A 15,437-nucleotide genomic window follows, 5' to 3' on the forward strand; every position below is an offset into this window, starting at 1 on the left:
GAATACCGGCGCGCGTGATGCGCGTTGAAACCGTACGGTCAGGGAAGGACTCATTCGTGCCCGAGAGCAGCGGACCCATGCGACGTACTCCGGAAACGCTTGTCATCGACTTCCGTGCCGCCGAACAGCTCCTTGCCGCACGAGACCCCCGCGGAGCCGTCAAGCTCCTCGACCCGGTCATCGCGGCACACCCGGAGAACACGGCGGCGCGGCTGCTGCGCGCGCGTGCCTTCTTCGCCGCCGCGCAACTGCGTCCCGCCGAACTCGAATTCACCATCGTCCTGGAGCGGGAACCGGACAACGCGTTCGCGCACTTCGCGCTGGCCCGCACCTATGAGCGCGCCGGGCGCCCCCAGGAGGCCGTCAGGCACTTCCGGCTCGCGGCGGCCCTCGACCCCTGCCCGGAGTACGTGGCAGCGGCCCGATTCGACGAGTGACGCCCCGCCCGGAAGGCCCGCGACATGCCCACGCGGCGCGCGTACGGCGCTCACGTGACGTGAGAGGGAGGTCGGTCAGCGGTCGGGCGGTGGCTGATACGGGGGTACGTCCCGGCCCGGCTGAAAATGAGGACCCTGCCGGATGTGCCGGATGATCATCACCATGTCCACGGTGACGACCAGCCACAGCGCGGCACAGGCCGCCGCCCAGCCCGGCCGCCCGGCCAGGGCGAACGCCACGGTTCCCGCGACCGTCCAGATCAGCCCCCACACGCTCAGCCAGAAACGCATCCGCAGGGGACTGCGCGCGGTCATCGGTTCACTGCCCGTACGCATCGTGCATCATCACTCCTTATTGCAAAGTACCTCCCGCATCCGCCGGAGCACGACAAAGTGGACGTACGGGATGGACGAACGAGGCGGGCGAGTGGAGAGGGACAGGCCGTGCTGGATGAGCTGAGGGGCGAGGACGGGTTCGCGCGCTGGCTGAAGGAGCTGGAGAACCCGGACCTTCCGCAGGTGGAGGCCGTGCTGCCGGACACCGACGAGCTGCCCGACGTCCTGCTGGACCTCGCCGTGCCGCACCAGGACATCAACGAACTCGTCGCCCTGGGCCGCCGCCTCACCGCTGACCGTGACCTCCGCTGGCTCATGGAACGCTCCGTGAGCGGCCTCGTCCACGGTATGGGCGATCCGGACCAGGGCATCGCCCCCCGGGCGCTGCCCGACGAGAAGGATCCGCTCGGCCGGTGCTTCTCCGTGTTCGTGTTCGTCGCCGCGCTGCCCCATGCACGGGCCTACCACCGTGAGCGCGGGATACCCGACGACGTGTCCCGGCGCACCCTCGCCGACCTGGGCCGCCATCTGGCCGTCCACCGCAGAAGGCACGGCACCCCCGGGCTCCTCTTCCCTTGGTGGAACTCCCTCCATTTCCATGGGGAGCTGTACGAGCTGGGCCGGCTCCAGTTCCATCGGGCGCGGCTCGGCGAGACCCTGGGGCCGGTCGTCCAGGCCGCCGGAATCGGCGCCGGGGCGGGAGACCGCTCCTTGGGCCTCCACATCCCCGACTTCCGCGGTCCCCTCACCCCGAGCGCCTGCGAGGCCTCGATCGACCGGGCGCGGGAGTTCTTCCCCCGGTACTTCCCCGAGGAGCGCCACACGGTCGCGACCTGTCACTCCTGGCTGCTCGACCCGCAGTTGAAGAGCTATCTGCCCGAGGACTCCAACATCGTCCGGTTCCAGGACCGCTTCCGGCTGACGGACCCGACCCGCGAACCACGACTCCAGCCCGATGACAAGGCACCCGTCCATTTCGTCTTCGGCGACCCGGACCTGGCGCCTGACCTGCTGCCCCGGCGCACCGCGGTCGAGCGCGCGGTCGGCGACCACCTCCGAGCCGGTGGGCACTGGTACGTCCGGCACGGATGGTTTCCGATGTGACGGAATCCACATCGGCGGGAACTGACGGGAGGGCGTGGCGCGTTGGACGGGTATGAAGATTGAGATGCGTGAGGGACACGAGGGCACGGGGCCCGGCGAGATCACGCCGGACGGCTGCGCGGTGGAGCTGTACAGCCGACTGCCCGTGGGAGACGAGCCCGCCATCATCGCGGCGGCCGTACCGACGGGGGCTCGTCTGCTCGAACTGGGCTGCGGAGTGGGGCGGGTGACGCATCCGCTGCTTGAACGGGGATTCGATGTCACCGCCGTGGACGAATCCCCGGAGATGCTGGAGCGGGTCCGGGGCGCGCGCACCATATGCGGTCCGATCGAAGGGCTGGACCTGGCGGAGACCTTCGATGTGGTGATGCTCGCGTCGTTCCTGGTCCACACGGGGAACCTCGATGTGCGCCGGGGATTCCTCGACACCTGCCGTCGCCATGTCGCCGACGACGGCTGTGTGCTGATCCAGCGCGAAGGCGCCGACTACCACGAGAACCTGCCGCGCGAGCGGGTCGACCCGCACGGGTTCACGGTGCGGATGCTGTCGGCGGAGCCGGTGTCGGAGGGCGTCCACTCGGTGCGCGCGGAGTATGTGTTCCCGGACGCGACCTGGACCCAGACGTTCCTCTCCCGTCCCCTGACCAAGGAGGCGTTCGAGGACGCACTCGCGGAGTCCGGGCTGAGAGTCGACCGGTATCTCACGGAGGACGGGATATGGGTCAGGGCGGTGCCGGAGCCGGTGCCGGCGGCTTGAGTCACGGGTCGGGTTCGGGAGTGGGGTCGGGCGCGTGGTCCGGCGCTGACCGCTGGATGAGTCCGGGAAAGTTTCCTGTGCCGCGATGAGTTGGGGTCGGGTCCGTCGTCTACCTCTGTGACAGCAAGCGCAGCGTCCCCACAGAGGAGAACCCCATGTCCGAGACCACTGTCGAGACCGCAGGCACCGCCGCCACCGTCGACACCGCCGCCAACGGTACGGCCCGCTCCGCCGCCCGGAGCGGTACGCGGCGCGCCGGGCGCCGAGCCGATATCGCGCTGCGTTCGCTCCAGGTCCTGCTCGCTCTGTTCTATGTGATCGCGAGCGCGGTGCCGAAACTGATCGCGCACTCCTCCGCCGTCGAGTCGTTCGACAAGATGGGTTGGGGTCGGCCGGGGATGTACACCGTCGGGGTCCTCGAACTCCTCGGTGGTGTCGCCCTGGTGATCCCGGCGCTGGTCTCGGTGGCGGCGATCGCGCTCAGTCTGCTGATGGTCGGCGCCTTCATCACCCAGGTGACGGTGTTCGACGGTGAGAACGCGGCCACCCCGCTGATACTGATCGTGCCGCTCGCCCTGATCGCCTGGGCCCGCCGGCACCGCACAGGAGAGCTGCTCCGGCTGGTGCGACAGCGGGCCTGACCAGACCCGGCCGGGTTGATCGCCCGGCCGGGCAGGTGGCTCAGTTCGTCATCGCGAGGACTTTCCCGGTGCGGTCGGGGGAGTCCTCGGCCGCCGTCGTCGGGGTTCGGCGGGTGCACCGGATACGCCGGGTGTGCCGGTCGGGTCTCCCGGGCTTCCGGGGCCTCCGGGGCCGAGTACACCGCGCAGGCGTTCCATCTCGCGTCGGTCGCGTTTGGTCGGGCGGCCCGCGCCCCGGTCCCGTACACCGGCGGGGGCGATCGCCTCTCGTGGGGGCGGGGGAGGGCTGTTGTCGACGTAGCACTCGACGGCGACAGGGGGTCCGACGCGTTTGCGGATGACGCGTTTGACCACGACGATCCGTTCGCGGCCACCATGGCGGAGGCGGACCTCGTCGCCGACCCGGACCGCGTAGGCGGGCTTCACCCGCTCACCGTTGACCCGCACATGGCCACCCCGGCAGGCGGTGGCGCCAATGGACCGGGTCTTCACCAGCCGTACGGACCAGATCCAGCTGTCGACCCGGACGCTGCCCTGGGAAGGGTCGGGGGCGACGGTGGCGCCCGCCGGCGCACCGGCGTCGGAGTTCGTACCGGAACCGGTACCCGTACGGGCATCGACGTCCGTACCGAGGTCCGATCCCTCGCCGACACCCGTACCCGTACTCGTTTCCGCGCCCGGTTCCGCCCCAGTGTCCGCGCCCCGAGGGTTCTCCCTGTCCGGGGTCTTCGGGGTCCTTCCGGTGTTGTCCTGTCCAGCCATGTCCCCGACCTTAGTCGTCGGTCGCGAGCGGTGTCCGGGCTTATTTCCGGGGTTCCCCGGGTGGAACGGCTCGAACTGTCCGACACCGCTGACGCCCGTCGAAGGAGGACTCAGGGCGCGCGGGACCGTGGACGACAAGTCCTCGTCGAGCGCGGCCCGCTCGGCAGGCTCCAGGTCGGCCGTGCGGATTGCGCCGCGGCTGACGTCGTGGTTGCGGGCGAGGGCGGGGATGGAGGGGTTCTCCAGGTACGTGGTGCGCACGGCGTCGGTCTTGTCGGCCGGGACGGCAGGGCGGTGTTCGCCCTTGCTGCCCTTGGCGTTGGCCGCGCGCAGTCCGTCGTAGGTCAGTTCTCGCTGGAGGTCGTGCATGGTGCAGACTCTCGCCGTCGCCGCCGGCGAACTCCAGAACTTCACGGTGGACAGTGCAGCTCGCCGGTGCGTGGGTGGCGGGCGGTGAGGTCCGTCGCGGAGAGCTCGCCGTCGTGGATGCGCAGGGCCACCTGCTTGCGGTGGAGGGTGTCCGGTACGTCGAGGATGTGTCCTGTGCCTCGTGCGAGGCGGAACCATCTCGGAGATGTGCACGGTGTCGCCTGGCCTCGCGTAGGTGAGCAGTTCGCGGAATTGGACGCGTCGGCCGCCTGTACGGCAAACGGTGGCACCCTCAAGTGATCAACGTTCCGGCTTCGGGTCAGGACGGCGGGTCGGGGTGTATCTGGCGAGCATGGTCTGGACGGCCTGTTCGACGGCTTCGTGGATGTCGGAGGCTGCGGGGTTCCAGTCGGTCAGGAGCATGCGGGGCCACAGGACGTAGTTGGCGATCATGCCGAGGAACTGGTTCGCGGCGCTCACCGCGTCCGGGACATCAGCGTTGCCCGCCTCGTGCTCGGATTCCAAGTAGTGCTGAACGGAGGTGAAATAGGGCAGTTTGCCGAGTTGGAACTGCATCCGTCCCAGTTCGGGGAAGCGAGGCACTTCGGCGATGACGATCCGGAACAGGGCTGTCATGCCGGGCCGGCCGATCAGGTCGGCATAGCGGTGGCCGATGGTTGTCAGTCCGGAGCGCAGATCTCCGGTCTGTGGCCGCGCGGCGGCGTCGCCGGCGTCACGCTGCCAGGACTCGGTGACGATGGCCTCGAAGAGGGCCGCCTTGGTGGGGAACCGCTTGAACAGGGTGGACTTCGAGACCCCGGCCGCTTCGGCGATCCGGGCCAGTGAGGTGCCGTCGTAGCCGCGATCCAGAAACAGTTCCGTGGCTGCGGTGGTGATCGCCTCGCGTTTCTGCTGAGCGAGTTTGCGGTGGTGTGCGGAGAGTTCTGCTGCCATGCGGACAGTATGTCGCAGACCCGAGGCGAGTCACTTGACTCGCCTCGCTTGCCCTGCTTACGGTACGAAAGTAAGGCGAGTCGAGTGACTCGCATCGTATCTGTGGCGCCGAGTGAATTCCGGTGGCCTCTGGTAGCCGCGCGGTGGAGGAACAGTTCATGACGACCGACAAGATCGCTTTGATCGCTTTGGTGACCGGTGCGAATCGCGGTCTCGGGCGCGGCGCGGCCATCGCTCTGGCCAGACGCGGGGTGCGGGTCGTGGTCACCCACCGCGGTGATGCGGCCGGGGCTGAGAAGACGGTGGAACAGGTGGCGGCGGTGGGTGGGACTGCCGCTGTTCTCCGGCTCGACATCAGCGACGTCTCCTCTTTCGCGTCCTTCACCTCCGAACTGGGCGAGCAGTTGGAGCGCTGGGGTACTTCGCGGCTCGACATCGTGGTCAACAACGCGGGAGTGGGGATCTTCGGACCGCTGGAGGACGTCACGATCGACGACTTCGACACGGTGATGGGCACCAACGTCCGGGGCACGTTCTTCCTCATGCAGTCACTTGTGCCGCTGCTGAGCCGAGGCGGCCGTGTCATCAACGTCTCGACGTCACTGACCCGCCACACCAGCCCCGCCACCTCGGTCTACTCCGCCTCGAAGGCCGCCGTCGAAGCCCTGAGCCGTACCCTCGCCGCAGAACTCGGCCCGCGCGGCATCCGGGTCAACTCCATCGCCCCGGGACCGACCGCCACCGATTTCAACGGTGGAGCGATGCGGGACGACGCCGAGATGCGCCAGGTTCTGGCCGGACAGACCGCGCTCGGCCGTGTCGGCGAACCTGAGGAGATCGGCGACGCCATCGCCGCGCTGGCCTCCGAGGGCCTGCGCTGGGTCACCGCCCAGCGCATTGAGGTATCCGGCGGCGCCCTCCTCTGAGCGACCGGGCGACGGCCTGTGGAGACCTGATCCGGCGCGGAGCCTTCCCCGGTGCGGTGGTCGGCTCTCCGGTCCGGCGTCCCGGCCCATGGCGCAGCGTGGATGTCAGACCCCTGACCTACCGTGGATGCATGGACACACCCGTGGTCGCGGACCTGGAATCGCTGGGCGCGCTCGACGCCCGGATTCCGGGCTGCGCGGCCTGTCCCCGCCTGGTCGCCTGGCGTGAGGAGGTGGGTCGTACGAAGCGGGCCGCCTTCCGGGACTGGACGTACTGGGCGCGGCCCGTGCCCGGGTTCGGGCCGCCGGACGCCTCGCTGCTGGTCGTCGGGCTCGCGCCCGCCGCGCACGGCGGCAACAGGACCGGCCGGATGTTCACCGGCGACCGTTCCGGCGAGGTGCTGTTCGCCGCGCTGCACGACCTCGGGCTCGCCTCACGGCCCGACTCCCTCTCGGCCGACGACGGGCTGACGCTGCGCGGCGTCCGCATCACCTCGCCCGTCCACTGCGCTCCGCCCGACAACAAGCCGACCCCGGCGGAACGGGACACCTGTCGCCCCTGGCTCGTACGGGAACTGGAGCTGTTGCGGCCGGGGTTGAAGGCGGCGGTCGTGCTCGGGGCGTTCGGGTGGCAGGCGGCGCTGCCCGCGTTCGCGGCGGCCGGGTGGAGGGTGCCCCGGCCGCGACCCGGGTTCGCGCATGGTGCGCGGGTGACGTTGGAGTGGGGCGGGGGTGGTGGCGGCGGTGGCGGTGGCGGTGGCGGTGGCGGTGGTGAGCTTGGGCGGGGGGCCGCGTTGGAGGTGTTCGGGTGCTATCACGTCAGCCAGCACAACACCTTCACCGGTCGGCTCACCCCAGCGATGCTGCGGGACGTGCTGCGCGAGGCCGCGGGCGTGGCCGGGATCCCGCCGTACAGAGATGCGGGTGCGGGTGTGCGAGGCAAGGGGGTTGGCCGGCGACCGTAGAGTGCCGGGGTGATCCTTTACCCGGAAATCGAACCGTACGAGCACGGGATGCTCGATGTCGGCGACGGCAACCACGTGTACTGGGAGGTCTGCGGCAATCCGCGCGGCAAGCCCGCCGTCGTGCTGCACGGCGGGCCCGGTTCGGGGTGCACGCCCGGGTTTCGGCGGTGGTTCGATCCGGAGGTGTACCGGATCGTGCTGCTCGATCAGCGCGGCTGCGGGCGTTCGACGCCGCATGCGAGCGTGTACGGGACCGATATGAGCGTGAACACGACCGCGCATCTGATCGCGGACCTGGAGCTGCTGCGCGAACGGCTCGGGATCGAACGGTGGTTGGTGTGGGGCGGGTCGTGGGGGGCGGTGCTCGGGCTGCGGTACGCGCAGACGGTTCCCGGTGTCGTCTCGGAGCTGGTCCTCACCGGGATCGCGACCGGGTCACGGGCCGAAGTCGCCCTGCTCACGCGGGGGTTGGGGCGGATTTTCCCTGAGGCGTTCGCGCGTTTCCGGGACGAGGTGCCGGTCGGTGAGCGGGACGGGGATCTGGCGGTGGCGTACGACCGGCTGCTCGCCTCGACCGACCCGGAGGTACGGGAGCGGGCCGCGCGGGCGTGGACCGACTGGGAGACGGCGATTGTGCCGGCGCCGGCGCGGTCGGTGGCGCGGTACGAGGACGCGGTGTTCCGTGCCGGGTTCGCCCGGACGGTCGCGCACTATTTCGCCCACGATCATTTTCTTGGCGAGGACGGGGTCGTCCTGCGCGATGCGCCTCGGCTGGGTGGGATCCCGGGGACGTTGGTGCAGGGGAGCCTCGACTTCGGGAATCTTCTCGGGACGGCGTGGCGGCTGCATCATGCGTGGCCGGGGAGTGAGTTGATCGTGGTGGATGACGTGGGGCATGACGCGGGGGCGGCGGGGGTGGGGGCGGAGTTGGTGCGGGCTACTGACAAGTATGGGGGGGGGGCCTGCGGCCGGCTGACCGGATAGTCGGGTGCCGTATGGCCTGCGGCCGGCTGGGGGGTGCCTCGGGTTCTGGGTGTGTTTGGGGGCTCTGCGTCTTGGGCTGTGCCCACCCGTTCCGCCGTGCGGAACGCCTGCCCACAGCGGGTTGGGGCGGGGTGGGGGTGTGGGGGCGGGCAGTGGTGGTGTTAGTGGGGTGGGGGCCATTCGTACTGGGCGGGACGCCTGCCTACAGCGGGTTGGGGCGGGGTGGGGGTGTGGGAGTGGGCTGTGGTGGTGTTCTTCCCTTCTAGTGGTCGTCGCAACACCCCAGCTCAGGGGATGCGATGGACCACCCGATCCGGAAGGACCGCAAGCCGCAGGGCAGGAAGAGGCTGACCGCTGAGCGGGCGGCATACTTCCAGCTCATGCGAGGGGTACAGCAACTCAGAGGCTTGCCGGGTCGTCGGCATCAACCGGCGGACCGGCAAGGTCTGGCGCAACGGGCGCAACGCGAACAAGGGCCGGCCGTGGTCGACACCCCCGATACGGGTGTCGACCACGGCCGGCCCTTCTCGCTGTCTCCAGGAGGCGGAGCGCATCCACATCGCCGATCGGCTCAGGGAGAAGGCGTCCATGCGGACGATCGCCGCCGAGCTGGGCCGCAGCCCCTCCACCATCAGCCGGGAGATACGCCGCAACGGCGTCCTCTATGCCGGCAGCAAGGTGTGGGCCTACCGGCCGCATGCGGCGCAGGCCCGCGCCGACGCCCGCAAACCGCGCCCGAAACCGGGGAAGATCGGCCAGAACCCGGCGCTGGCGAACTTCGTCCAGGAGCACCTGGAACGCCGCTGGAGCCCCGAGCAGATATGCCGGATTCTGCGCATACGCTTCCCCGACCGGCCGGAGATGCACGTGGCCCACGAGACGATCTACCAGGCCCTCTACCTCCAGGGCCGCGGCGAACTCCGCCGCGACCTGGCCCGCGCCCTGCGCACTGGCCGGACCATGCGCAGACCGCACCGCCAGTCGACCCGGCGCCAGCCCCGCATGTCCAAGGACATGGTCATGATCAGCGAACGTCCGGCCGAGGTCGCCGACCGGGCCATCCCCGGGCACTGGGAAGGCGACCTCATCATCGGCAAGGGGCACGGCTCCGCGATCGGAACCTTGGTGGAACGCTCCAGCCGCTTCGTCGCCCTGGTCCACCTCCCCGACGGCCGACGGCCCGCCCAGGTCCGTGACGCGCTCATACGGACCGTCTCCACGCTCCCGGCCCAGCTCAGGCGTTCTCTCACCTGGGACCAGGGTTCCGAGATGCACCTGCACAAGGAGTTCAGCACCGCCACCGACATGGCCGTCTACTTCTGCGACCCCGGCAGCCCCTGGCAGCGGGGGTCGAACGAGAACACCAACGGCCTGCTCCGGCAGTACTTCCCCAAGGGCACGGACCTGCACCGCCACAACCGCGAGGAGCTGGACGCCGTCGCCGCCGAACTCAACGGCCGCCCGCGCAAAACGCTCGACTGGGAAACCCCAGCCGAGCGTCTCGCTAAGCTCCTGGCGACAGCCAGTTGATCACTGTGTTGCGACGACCCCTGGAATGCGCCGTTAGTGGGGTGGGGGCCATTCGTATTGGACGGATGGTTCCCTTTCCTCGTTTTCTGTGCCGTCCGTCCACTTCGTCGGAGTGAAGCCGTGGCGTTCGTAGAAGTGGTGGGCCGGGGTGTTGATCTGGAAGGTTTGGAGGGTAAGGCCGGTCGGGCTGTGGGACTTTGCGAGGGTGATGAAGCGGTCGCCGATGCCTTGGCCGCGCCATTCCGGGGCCAGGTAGAGCTGGGACAGTTCGCGGCCGTCCAGGGCCATCACGCCCACGATCTCGCCGTCCGCGACCGCCACCCAGGTGTCCTGGAGCGGTACCAGCACCTCGCGGAAGTACCAGAGCACTTCGTCGTCGGTACGGGGACGGACGACGGTCGGGAGTGCCGCTCTGAAGGAGCGGAGGAAGACGTGGGCGGCGGCCGTGGCGTCGGTCGGCTCGGCGCGCCGCAGCGTGATCGCTTCGGTCTCGCTCACAGGGTGTCCGGTACGACGGCCGTGGCGGTGATCTCCACGAGCTGGCCCGGGTAGCCGAGGCAGGCGACGCCGAGCAGGGTCGAGGAGTGCGGGCCCGTACTCAGGCCACTCGCCTGCACCACCTCCCACACGGCGGCCAGCGGCCCCGGCTCGGCCGCGACGACATAGACGTCCGTGTACGCCACATGCCCCAGGTCGCTGCCCACCGCGCGCAACTGCTCGGTGAGGTTGGCGATCACCTGCTCGGCCTGCCGCACCGGATCGCCCTCGCCCACCAGCCGCCCTTCGGCGTCGAGCGGTACGGACCCGGCGAGGAAGGCGATCCGCGTACCCGCCTCGACCACGGAGGCGTGCGCGTACGTCGGTGGGGTGAAGAGGGACGGGACGGTGGTACGACGGATCACGGCGGCGGCTCCAGAAGGTTTCGGGCGTGGGCTGTCCAAACGGGACCTCCCGCGATCATGCGCGGATCACCCGTCGCGCCGCATCCCCATTTCGACCCGCCGCCCCCTCTCCGGCTCCCGTACCGCCGTCCCCTCCGCCCCCTCCGCCCTCACCCCCTCTGCTTACGATGAGGGCATGACCACCCCGAATCCCCTGCTCAGCGAACCCGTGATCAGCTACGCCGATGTCAAAGCCGCGGCCGGCCGGATCGCCGGGCTCACCCGGCCCGTCGGTGTCTTCGCGGCCGACGCCGGTGAGATCGGCGCGGCGGACGGCTGGTTCGCCTACGAGTTCAGTCAGCACACGGGCTCGTTCAAGGCGCGGGGAGCCGCCAACTTCACGGCGGCGCATGTCGAGACCGGTGACATGCCGGAGGCCGGCGTGGTCATCGCGTCGGGCGGCAACGCGGGTCTCGCCTGCGCCTGGGCGGCCCGCCGGTGCGGGGTCGGCGCCACCGTGTTCCTGCCGGAGAACGCGCCCGCCGTGAAGGTCGCCAAGCTGCGGAGCCTCGGCGCCGACATCCACCAGGTCGGCACGGAGTACGCGACGGCCCTGGAGGCGTCGCGGCAGTACGCGGCCGACACGGGGGCGATCCTGTCCCACGCCTACGACAACCCGCTGATCGCCGCCGGCGCCGGCACCCTCATGGAGGAGATCCACGCGGCGCTGCCCGCCCTGGACACGGTGGTCGTCGCGGTCGGTGGCGGTGGACTGTTCAGCGGAGTCGCGGCGGCGGCCCATGAGCACGGCGTACGGGTCGTCGCCGCCGAACCGGAACACTGCCGCGCCCTAAACGCGTCGATCGAGGCCGGCCACCTGGTCGACGTCCCGGTCGACTCCGTCGCCGCGGACTCGCTCGGCGCCCGGCGCGTCTCGGCAGCCGCGCTCGACTGGGCCCGGCGTACGGACTGCGTCTCGGTCCTGGTCCCCGACAGCACGATCGTGACGGCCCGTCAAGGCCTGTGGGACCAGCGGAGACTGGCCGTCGAACACGCGGCGTCCACCGCGCTCGCGGCGGTACGGACCGGTGCGTACACGCCCGACGAGGGGGAGCGGGTGTGCGTGGTGCTGTGCGGCGCGAACACCGACCCGGGCGATCTGGTGGCTCGCGCGTAGCCCGCGAAGGCCGGCTCTCCCTCGTCGTAAAGTTCTTTCTCGCCTCGGGGCGTGTTTGCTAGCGTCAACGGCCTTATGCGTACCTCCACCTTCACCGATGACGCGTTCCTCGACCTGGTTGCCGATCGGCTCGCCGGGCTGCCGACCGTGGTCGCCGTCGCCCTCGGCGGCTCCCGCGCCCAGGGCACCGAGCGGCCCGACAGCGACTGGGACCTCGCTGTCTACTACCGGGGCGGATTCGACCCGGACGACCTGCGCGCCCTGTGCCGCACGCTCGGCTGGGAGGGCGAGGCGTCCGACGTCGGTGGATGGGGCGGGGGCGTGTTCAACGGCGGGGCGTGGCTGACGATCGACGGGCGCCGCGTCGACGTCCACTACCGGGACCTCGACGTCGTGGAGCACGAGTGCCGGGAGGCGGCCGAAGGACGGTTCCACTGGGAGCCGCTGATGTTCCATCTCGCCGGTATCCCCAGCTACTTGGTGGTCGCCGAGCTGGCCGTCAACCAGGTGCTGCGCGGCGAACTGCCCCGCCCCGGCTACCCCGACGCGCTGCGCCGTACCGCGTCCGAGCACTGGCACGGCCGGGCCCGCTTCACCCTCGCGTACGCCAAGGGCAACCACGTCACGGCGGGCCGGCTCACCGAACTCGCCGGCGCGCTCGCCACCTCCGCGATGGAGACGGCGCACGGCGTGCTGGCGGCGCGCGGCGAGTGGGTCACCAACGAGAAACGGCTCCTTGAGCGGGCCGGACTGCGGGGCGTCGACGCGGTGCTCGCCGAGCTGCGCGCCGACGACCCCGCTTCCCTGACACGAGGCGTCACGGCGATCGAGGAACTGTTCGACAAGTTCGACAAGGCGGAGGCCGGTCCCCGGGCCCGTACGTGACGGACCGCGCCGGTCCCTGCGTAAGGGACCCACCGGTCCGGCCCCCGCATACCGCTACCGCTACCGCTACCGCTACGGCTTCGGCAATGTGCACCCGGGCGCGTTCAGGTCGATCTTGCTTCCCGCGCCCACGCACGCGGGTATCCCGTACGTCTGCTGGCCGTAGTTGATGCCCTGGCGCACGGTGACGGTGCCGTTCTGGTCGACCTCGCACGGGTTGTTGTCGGTGCAGCGACCGCCGTTCTCGTTGCCCGTGTTGTTGACCGCGACGACCTTGCCGGTGGCCTGGTCCACGACGGGGGAGCCCGACGTACCGCCGATCGTCTGGCAGGCCGAGGTGTAGCGGACCGAGTCCTTCCAGGTCCAGGAGCCCTCCTTGAGGCGGTAGGCGAAGCCGTCGATGTTGCAGTTGTAGATCCGCGTCCAGTAGCCCGAGACCACGCTGATCGCGGTGCCCTGTGTGGGGTGCTGGTCCGAGAGTTCCAGGGCCGCGATGCCGTACGAGGTCTGAATCTGCTGATACGTGCTGGTCAGCTGGTACAGCGAGACGTCCGTGTCGGTCATCGTGCCGTACGCGATCTTGCTGGCGCGCAGGGTCGCGACCCGGGTGCCGGCCGAGTTGAGCAGGCTGAAGGTCCTGCTGGACGCCCGGTCGACGATGACCTGTCCGGCGGCCGGGAACCCGGTCTCCAGGCAGTGGCCGTTGGACATGACGAGCGCGGGGTCCGTCGGCAGCGAGTCGGGCATGCGGACGACCGAACCGGAACAGTTGCTGAGCGCCACCGTCCCGGCGAAGTTGACGGCCTGGATACCGGCGTCCGCCTGGGCGCGGGCGTCCGACCGGGGTGCCGACGGCGCCTGGCTCGCGGCGGCCACGGGCGCGGCCCCCGCTCCGAGGAGCAGAAGCGCGGTGAGCGCGCCGACGAGGGATGACTTCATGTGGGGGGTTCCTCTCCGGTGCGGAGCCCTGTGGGGCTCCTGTGGAGTGGTGCTGTTGTCATGCGCATTGTGATGGCGTCGGGCTCAGCGGACAACAGGGCCCAGGAATCGAACATCCCGGAGACAGGCGGCTGTTGATGTATCGCCGCTTGTAAGAGGGGTGCCGGTGTGCGGGGTTGACACTCCGTCCGGCGTCGGGACAGAGTCCCCGCGATGGAGATCACCGACCTGAACCCCGCCGAGCGCCGACTGTGGGAGGCGTTCCCGAGCGGCGCCGGAGTCGACCTGCGGCCGGACGGCGAACCGGAGGACGCCGTGGTCTCCGGCGACTGGGGACCCGAACGGACCGTACGCGCCGAGGTGTTGCGCGCCCTGCTCCTGTCCGGCCCCCGCACGGACGGCGAGATACCCGCCCTGCGCCTCACAGGCGCCCGTGTCACCGGCCGCCTCGACCTCCAGTACGCGACCGTCGACTGCGCGATACGCCTGTGGGGCTGCCGGTTCGACGAGGTGCTCAATCTCTACGGCGCCCAGGTCAGACAGCTCAACCTCAGCGAATCGGTGCTGCCGGGGATGCGGGCCGCGACGCTGCGGGTCGACGGGGTGCTGCGGATCACCGGGTGCCGGATCGCGGGGCCTGTGCTGCTCGGCGGGGCCAGGATCTCCGGGGCCTTCTTCCTGGACCGGGCGCGGTTGGGGGTGCCGGACAGCGGGGGTGCGCGGCCCGGTGGCTCCGTGCGCGAACCCGTACTCCAGTTCAACCAGGGCGCCTGCGAGGACGACGTCTGGGGCCGCGAACTCGTCGCGTACGGCGAAATCCGCCTGGACGGCGCGGTGGTGGCCGGGAACGTCGACCTGGACGACGCCCGTCTCGTCCACCCGGGCGCCGGCGTCCTCCAGGCCGAACGGCTCACCGTCGGCTCCGACCTCCGCGCGATGCGGCTGCACGCCGAGGGCCTGGTCGACCTGCGCGGCGCGCGCATCCCCGGGCAGCTCAACCTCGCCTACGCCCGGCTCGCCAACCCCGGCGGCATGGCCCTGCGCGCCAGCAGCATGGTCTGCGGCGAGATGTGGCTGCGCGCCTCACCGCCCGTCCAGGGCAAGGTCAACCTCCGCCGCTCCCAGCTCGAACTCCTCCACGTCGCCCCCGAGACCTGGCCCCGCGAGGTCAACCTCGACGGCCTCACGTACACCACGCTCGCCCCGCACGAACCGGCCGCCCGTCGGCTGCCGCTGCTCGACCGGGACACCGCGGGCTATGTGCCGTTCTCCTACGAACAGCTCGCCACCGCCTACCGCCGTATCGGCGACGAGGCCGCCGCCCGCGCCGTCCAGCTCGCCAAACAGCGCCGGCACCGGACCACGCTGCCCTGGTACGCGAAGGTCTGGGGCCACCTCCAGGAGGTGACCGTCGGCTACGGCTTCCGGCCGATACGGGCCGCCGGCTGGCTCGCGTCCCTGCTCGCCGTCGGCTCCGTCGTCTTCACGCTCCACCACCCGCCCGCACTCAAACCCGGCGAGGCCCCCACCTTCCAGCCCGTTTTCTACACCCTGGACCTGCTCCTCCCGGTCATCGACTTCGGCCAGGAACAGGCGTACGCCCCGGAGGGCTGGTACCAGTCGCTCTCCTACGCCCTGATCGTCATGGGCTGGATCCTCGCCACGACGATCGCGACCGGTATCACGCGGGTGATCAGCCGGCAGTAGAGCAGTAGAGCAGTAGAGGGGTGTGCGGGCTTCCGTTGGGCGGGGCTTTCGTCGGGCGGGGCTCCCGTCGCGGTGACGCGTCG

The 15,437-nt window shown here is 70.3% G+C and carries 17 protein-coding genes; 11 read left to right on the forward strand and 6 right to left on the reverse strand.

Annotated features, from left to right (window positions below):
• The first annotated feature begins 56 nt into the window (after positions 1-56).
• Positions 57-437, forward strand: a complete 381-nt coding sequence (locus tag ACIQNU_RS07090) for a tetratricopeptide repeat protein (protein WP_401361762.1) — start codon at positions 57-59, stop codon at positions 435-437.
• Between the two features lie 75 nt (positions 438-512).
• On the opposite strand, the gene ACIQNU_RS07095 is transcribed toward ACIQNU_RS07090, so the two are convergent.
• The gene (locus tag ACIQNU_RS07095; RefSeq protein WP_401361765.1) at positions 513-773 is read right to left on the reverse strand and encodes a DUF6343 family protein; all 261 of its coding nucleotides are present in this window, start codon (positions 771-773) and stop codon (positions 513-515) included.
• A gap of 192 nt (positions 774-965) precedes the next feature.
• On the opposite strand from ACIQNU_RS07095, the gene ACIQNU_RS07100 reads away from it, so the two are divergent.
• The 3 genes from ACIQNU_RS07100 (at position 966) to ACIQNU_RS07110 (ending at position 3,275) form a co-directional block, all read left to right on the forward strand.
• Positions 966-1,877, forward strand: a complete 912-nt coding sequence (locus ACIQNU_RS07100; RefSeq protein WP_401362527.1) for an acyltransferase domain-containing protein — start codon at positions 966-968, stop codon at positions 1,875-1,877.
• Positions 1,878-1,941: 64 nt separating this feature from the next.
• Positions 1,942-2,634 (forward strand): class I SAM-dependent methyltransferase, encoded by a 693-nt coding sequence (locus ACIQNU_RS07105; RefSeq protein WP_401361768.1) that lies wholly within the window; start codon positions 1,942-1,944, stop codon positions 2,632-2,634.
• 155 nt (positions 2,635-2,789) lie between these two features.
• On the forward strand, positions 2,790-3,275 hold the full coding sequence (locus ACIQNU_RS07110) for a DoxX family protein (protein WP_401361771.1): 486 nt from the start codon (positions 2,790-2,792) through the stop codon (positions 3,273-3,275).
• A gap of 48 nt (positions 3,276-3,323) precedes the next feature.
• Here ACIQNU_RS07110 and ACIQNU_RS07115 read toward each other — a convergent pair whose 3' ends face one another.
• Both ACIQNU_RS07115 and ACIQNU_RS07120 read right to left on the reverse strand, forming a co-directional pair.
• Positions 3,324-4,451: an RNA-binding S4 domain-containing protein gene (locus ACIQNU_RS07115; RefSeq protein WP_401361773.1), complete on the reverse strand. Its 1,128-nt coding sequence runs from the start codon at positions 4,449-4,451 to the stop codon at positions 3,324-3,326.
• A 255-nt stretch (positions 4,452-4,706) separates the two neighbouring features.
• Positions 4,707-5,360, reverse strand: coding sequence for a TetR/AcrR family transcriptional regulator (locus ACIQNU_RS07120; RefSeq protein WP_401361776.1), 654 nt, complete (start codon positions 5,358-5,360; stop codon positions 4,707-4,709).
• A gap of 158 nt (positions 5,361-5,518) precedes the next feature.
• Between ACIQNU_RS07120 and ACIQNU_RS07125 the strand changes: the two genes are divergently transcribed.
• The 4 genes from ACIQNU_RS07125 to ACIQNU_RS07140 all read left to right on the forward strand — a co-directional run bounded on the left by ACIQNU_RS07125 (position 5,519) and on the right by ACIQNU_RS07140 (position 9,765).
• Positions 5,519-6,286 carry an SDR family NAD(P)-dependent oxidoreductase gene (locus tag ACIQNU_RS07125; RefSeq protein WP_401361779.1) on the forward strand — a complete coding sequence of 256 codons (768 nt, stop codon included), beginning with the start codon at positions 5,519-5,521 and terminating at the stop codon, positions 6,284-6,286.
• 131 nt (positions 6,287-6,417) lie between these two features.
• Positions 6,418-7,251 carry a uracil-DNA glycosylase gene (locus ACIQNU_RS07130; RefSeq protein WP_401361782.1) on the forward strand — a complete coding sequence of 278 codons (834 nt, stop codon included), beginning with the start codon at positions 6,418-6,420 and terminating at the stop codon, positions 7,249-7,251.
• Between the two features lie 9 nt (positions 7,252-7,260).
• On the forward strand, positions 7,261-8,235 hold the full coding sequence (gene pip / locus ACIQNU_RS07135; RefSeq protein WP_401361784.1) for a prolyl aminopeptidase: 975 nt from the start codon (positions 7,261-7,263) through the stop codon (positions 8,233-8,235).
• Between the two features lie 498 nt (positions 8,236-8,733).
• Positions 8,734-9,765, forward strand: a complete 1,032-nt coding sequence (locus ACIQNU_RS07140; RefSeq protein ID WP_401362530.1) for an IS30 family transposase — start codon at positions 8,734-8,736, stop codon at positions 9,763-9,765.
• A gap of 33 nt (positions 9,766-9,798) precedes the next feature.
• Here ACIQNU_RS07140 and ACIQNU_RS07145 read toward each other — a convergent pair whose 3' ends face one another.
• Together ACIQNU_RS07145 and ACIQNU_RS07150 are read right to left on the reverse strand one after the other, a co-directional pair.
• Complete coding sequence (locus ACIQNU_RS07145) at positions 9,799-10,263, reverse strand: GNAT family N-acetyltransferase (RefSeq protein ID WP_401361787.1); 465 nt, start codon at positions 10,261-10,263, stop codon at positions 9,799-9,801.
• Positions 10,260-10,667: a RidA family protein gene (locus ACIQNU_RS07150; protein ID WP_401361790.1), complete on the reverse strand. Its 408-nt coding sequence runs from the start codon at positions 10,665-10,667 to the stop codon at positions 10,260-10,262. The genes ACIQNU_RS07145 and ACIQNU_RS07150 overlap by 4 nt, the downstream gene beginning before the upstream one ends.
• A gap of 175 nt (positions 10,668-10,842) precedes the next feature.
• Between ACIQNU_RS07150 and ACIQNU_RS07155 the strand changes: the two genes are divergently transcribed.
• Positions 10,843-11,823: a threonine/serine dehydratase gene (locus ACIQNU_RS07155; RefSeq protein WP_401361793.1), complete on the forward strand. Its 981-nt coding sequence runs from the start codon at positions 10,843-10,845 to the stop codon at positions 11,821-11,823.
• A gap of 75 nt (positions 11,824-11,898) precedes the next feature.
• Positions 11,899-12,708 (forward strand): nucleotidyltransferase domain-containing protein, encoded by an 810-nt coding sequence (locus ACIQNU_RS07160; protein ID WP_401361796.1) that lies wholly within the window; start codon positions 11,899-11,901, stop codon positions 12,706-12,708.
• 72 nt (positions 12,709-12,780) lie between these two features.
• Here ACIQNU_RS07160 and ACIQNU_RS07165 read toward each other — a convergent pair whose 3' ends face one another.
• The gene (locus ACIQNU_RS07165; protein ID WP_401361798.1) at positions 12,781-13,647 is read right to left on the reverse strand and encodes a serine protease; all 867 of its coding nucleotides are present in this window, start codon (positions 13,645-13,647) and stop codon (positions 12,781-12,783) included.
• Positions 13,648-13,860: 213 nt separating this feature from the next.
• Here ACIQNU_RS07165 and ACIQNU_RS07170 point away from each other — a divergent pair, with 213 nt between their 5' ends.
• On the forward strand, positions 13,861-15,354 hold the full coding sequence (locus ACIQNU_RS07170) for a membrane-associated oxidoreductase (RefSeq protein WP_401361801.1): 1,494 nt from the start codon (positions 13,861-13,863) through the stop codon (positions 15,352-15,354).
• Positions 15,355-15,437: the final 83 nt, after the last annotated feature.

This window comes from Streptomyces sp. NPDC091292, from assembly GCF_044757265.1.
Lineage (GTDB): Bacteria > Actinomycetota > Actinomycetes > Streptomycetales > Streptomycetaceae > Streptomyces.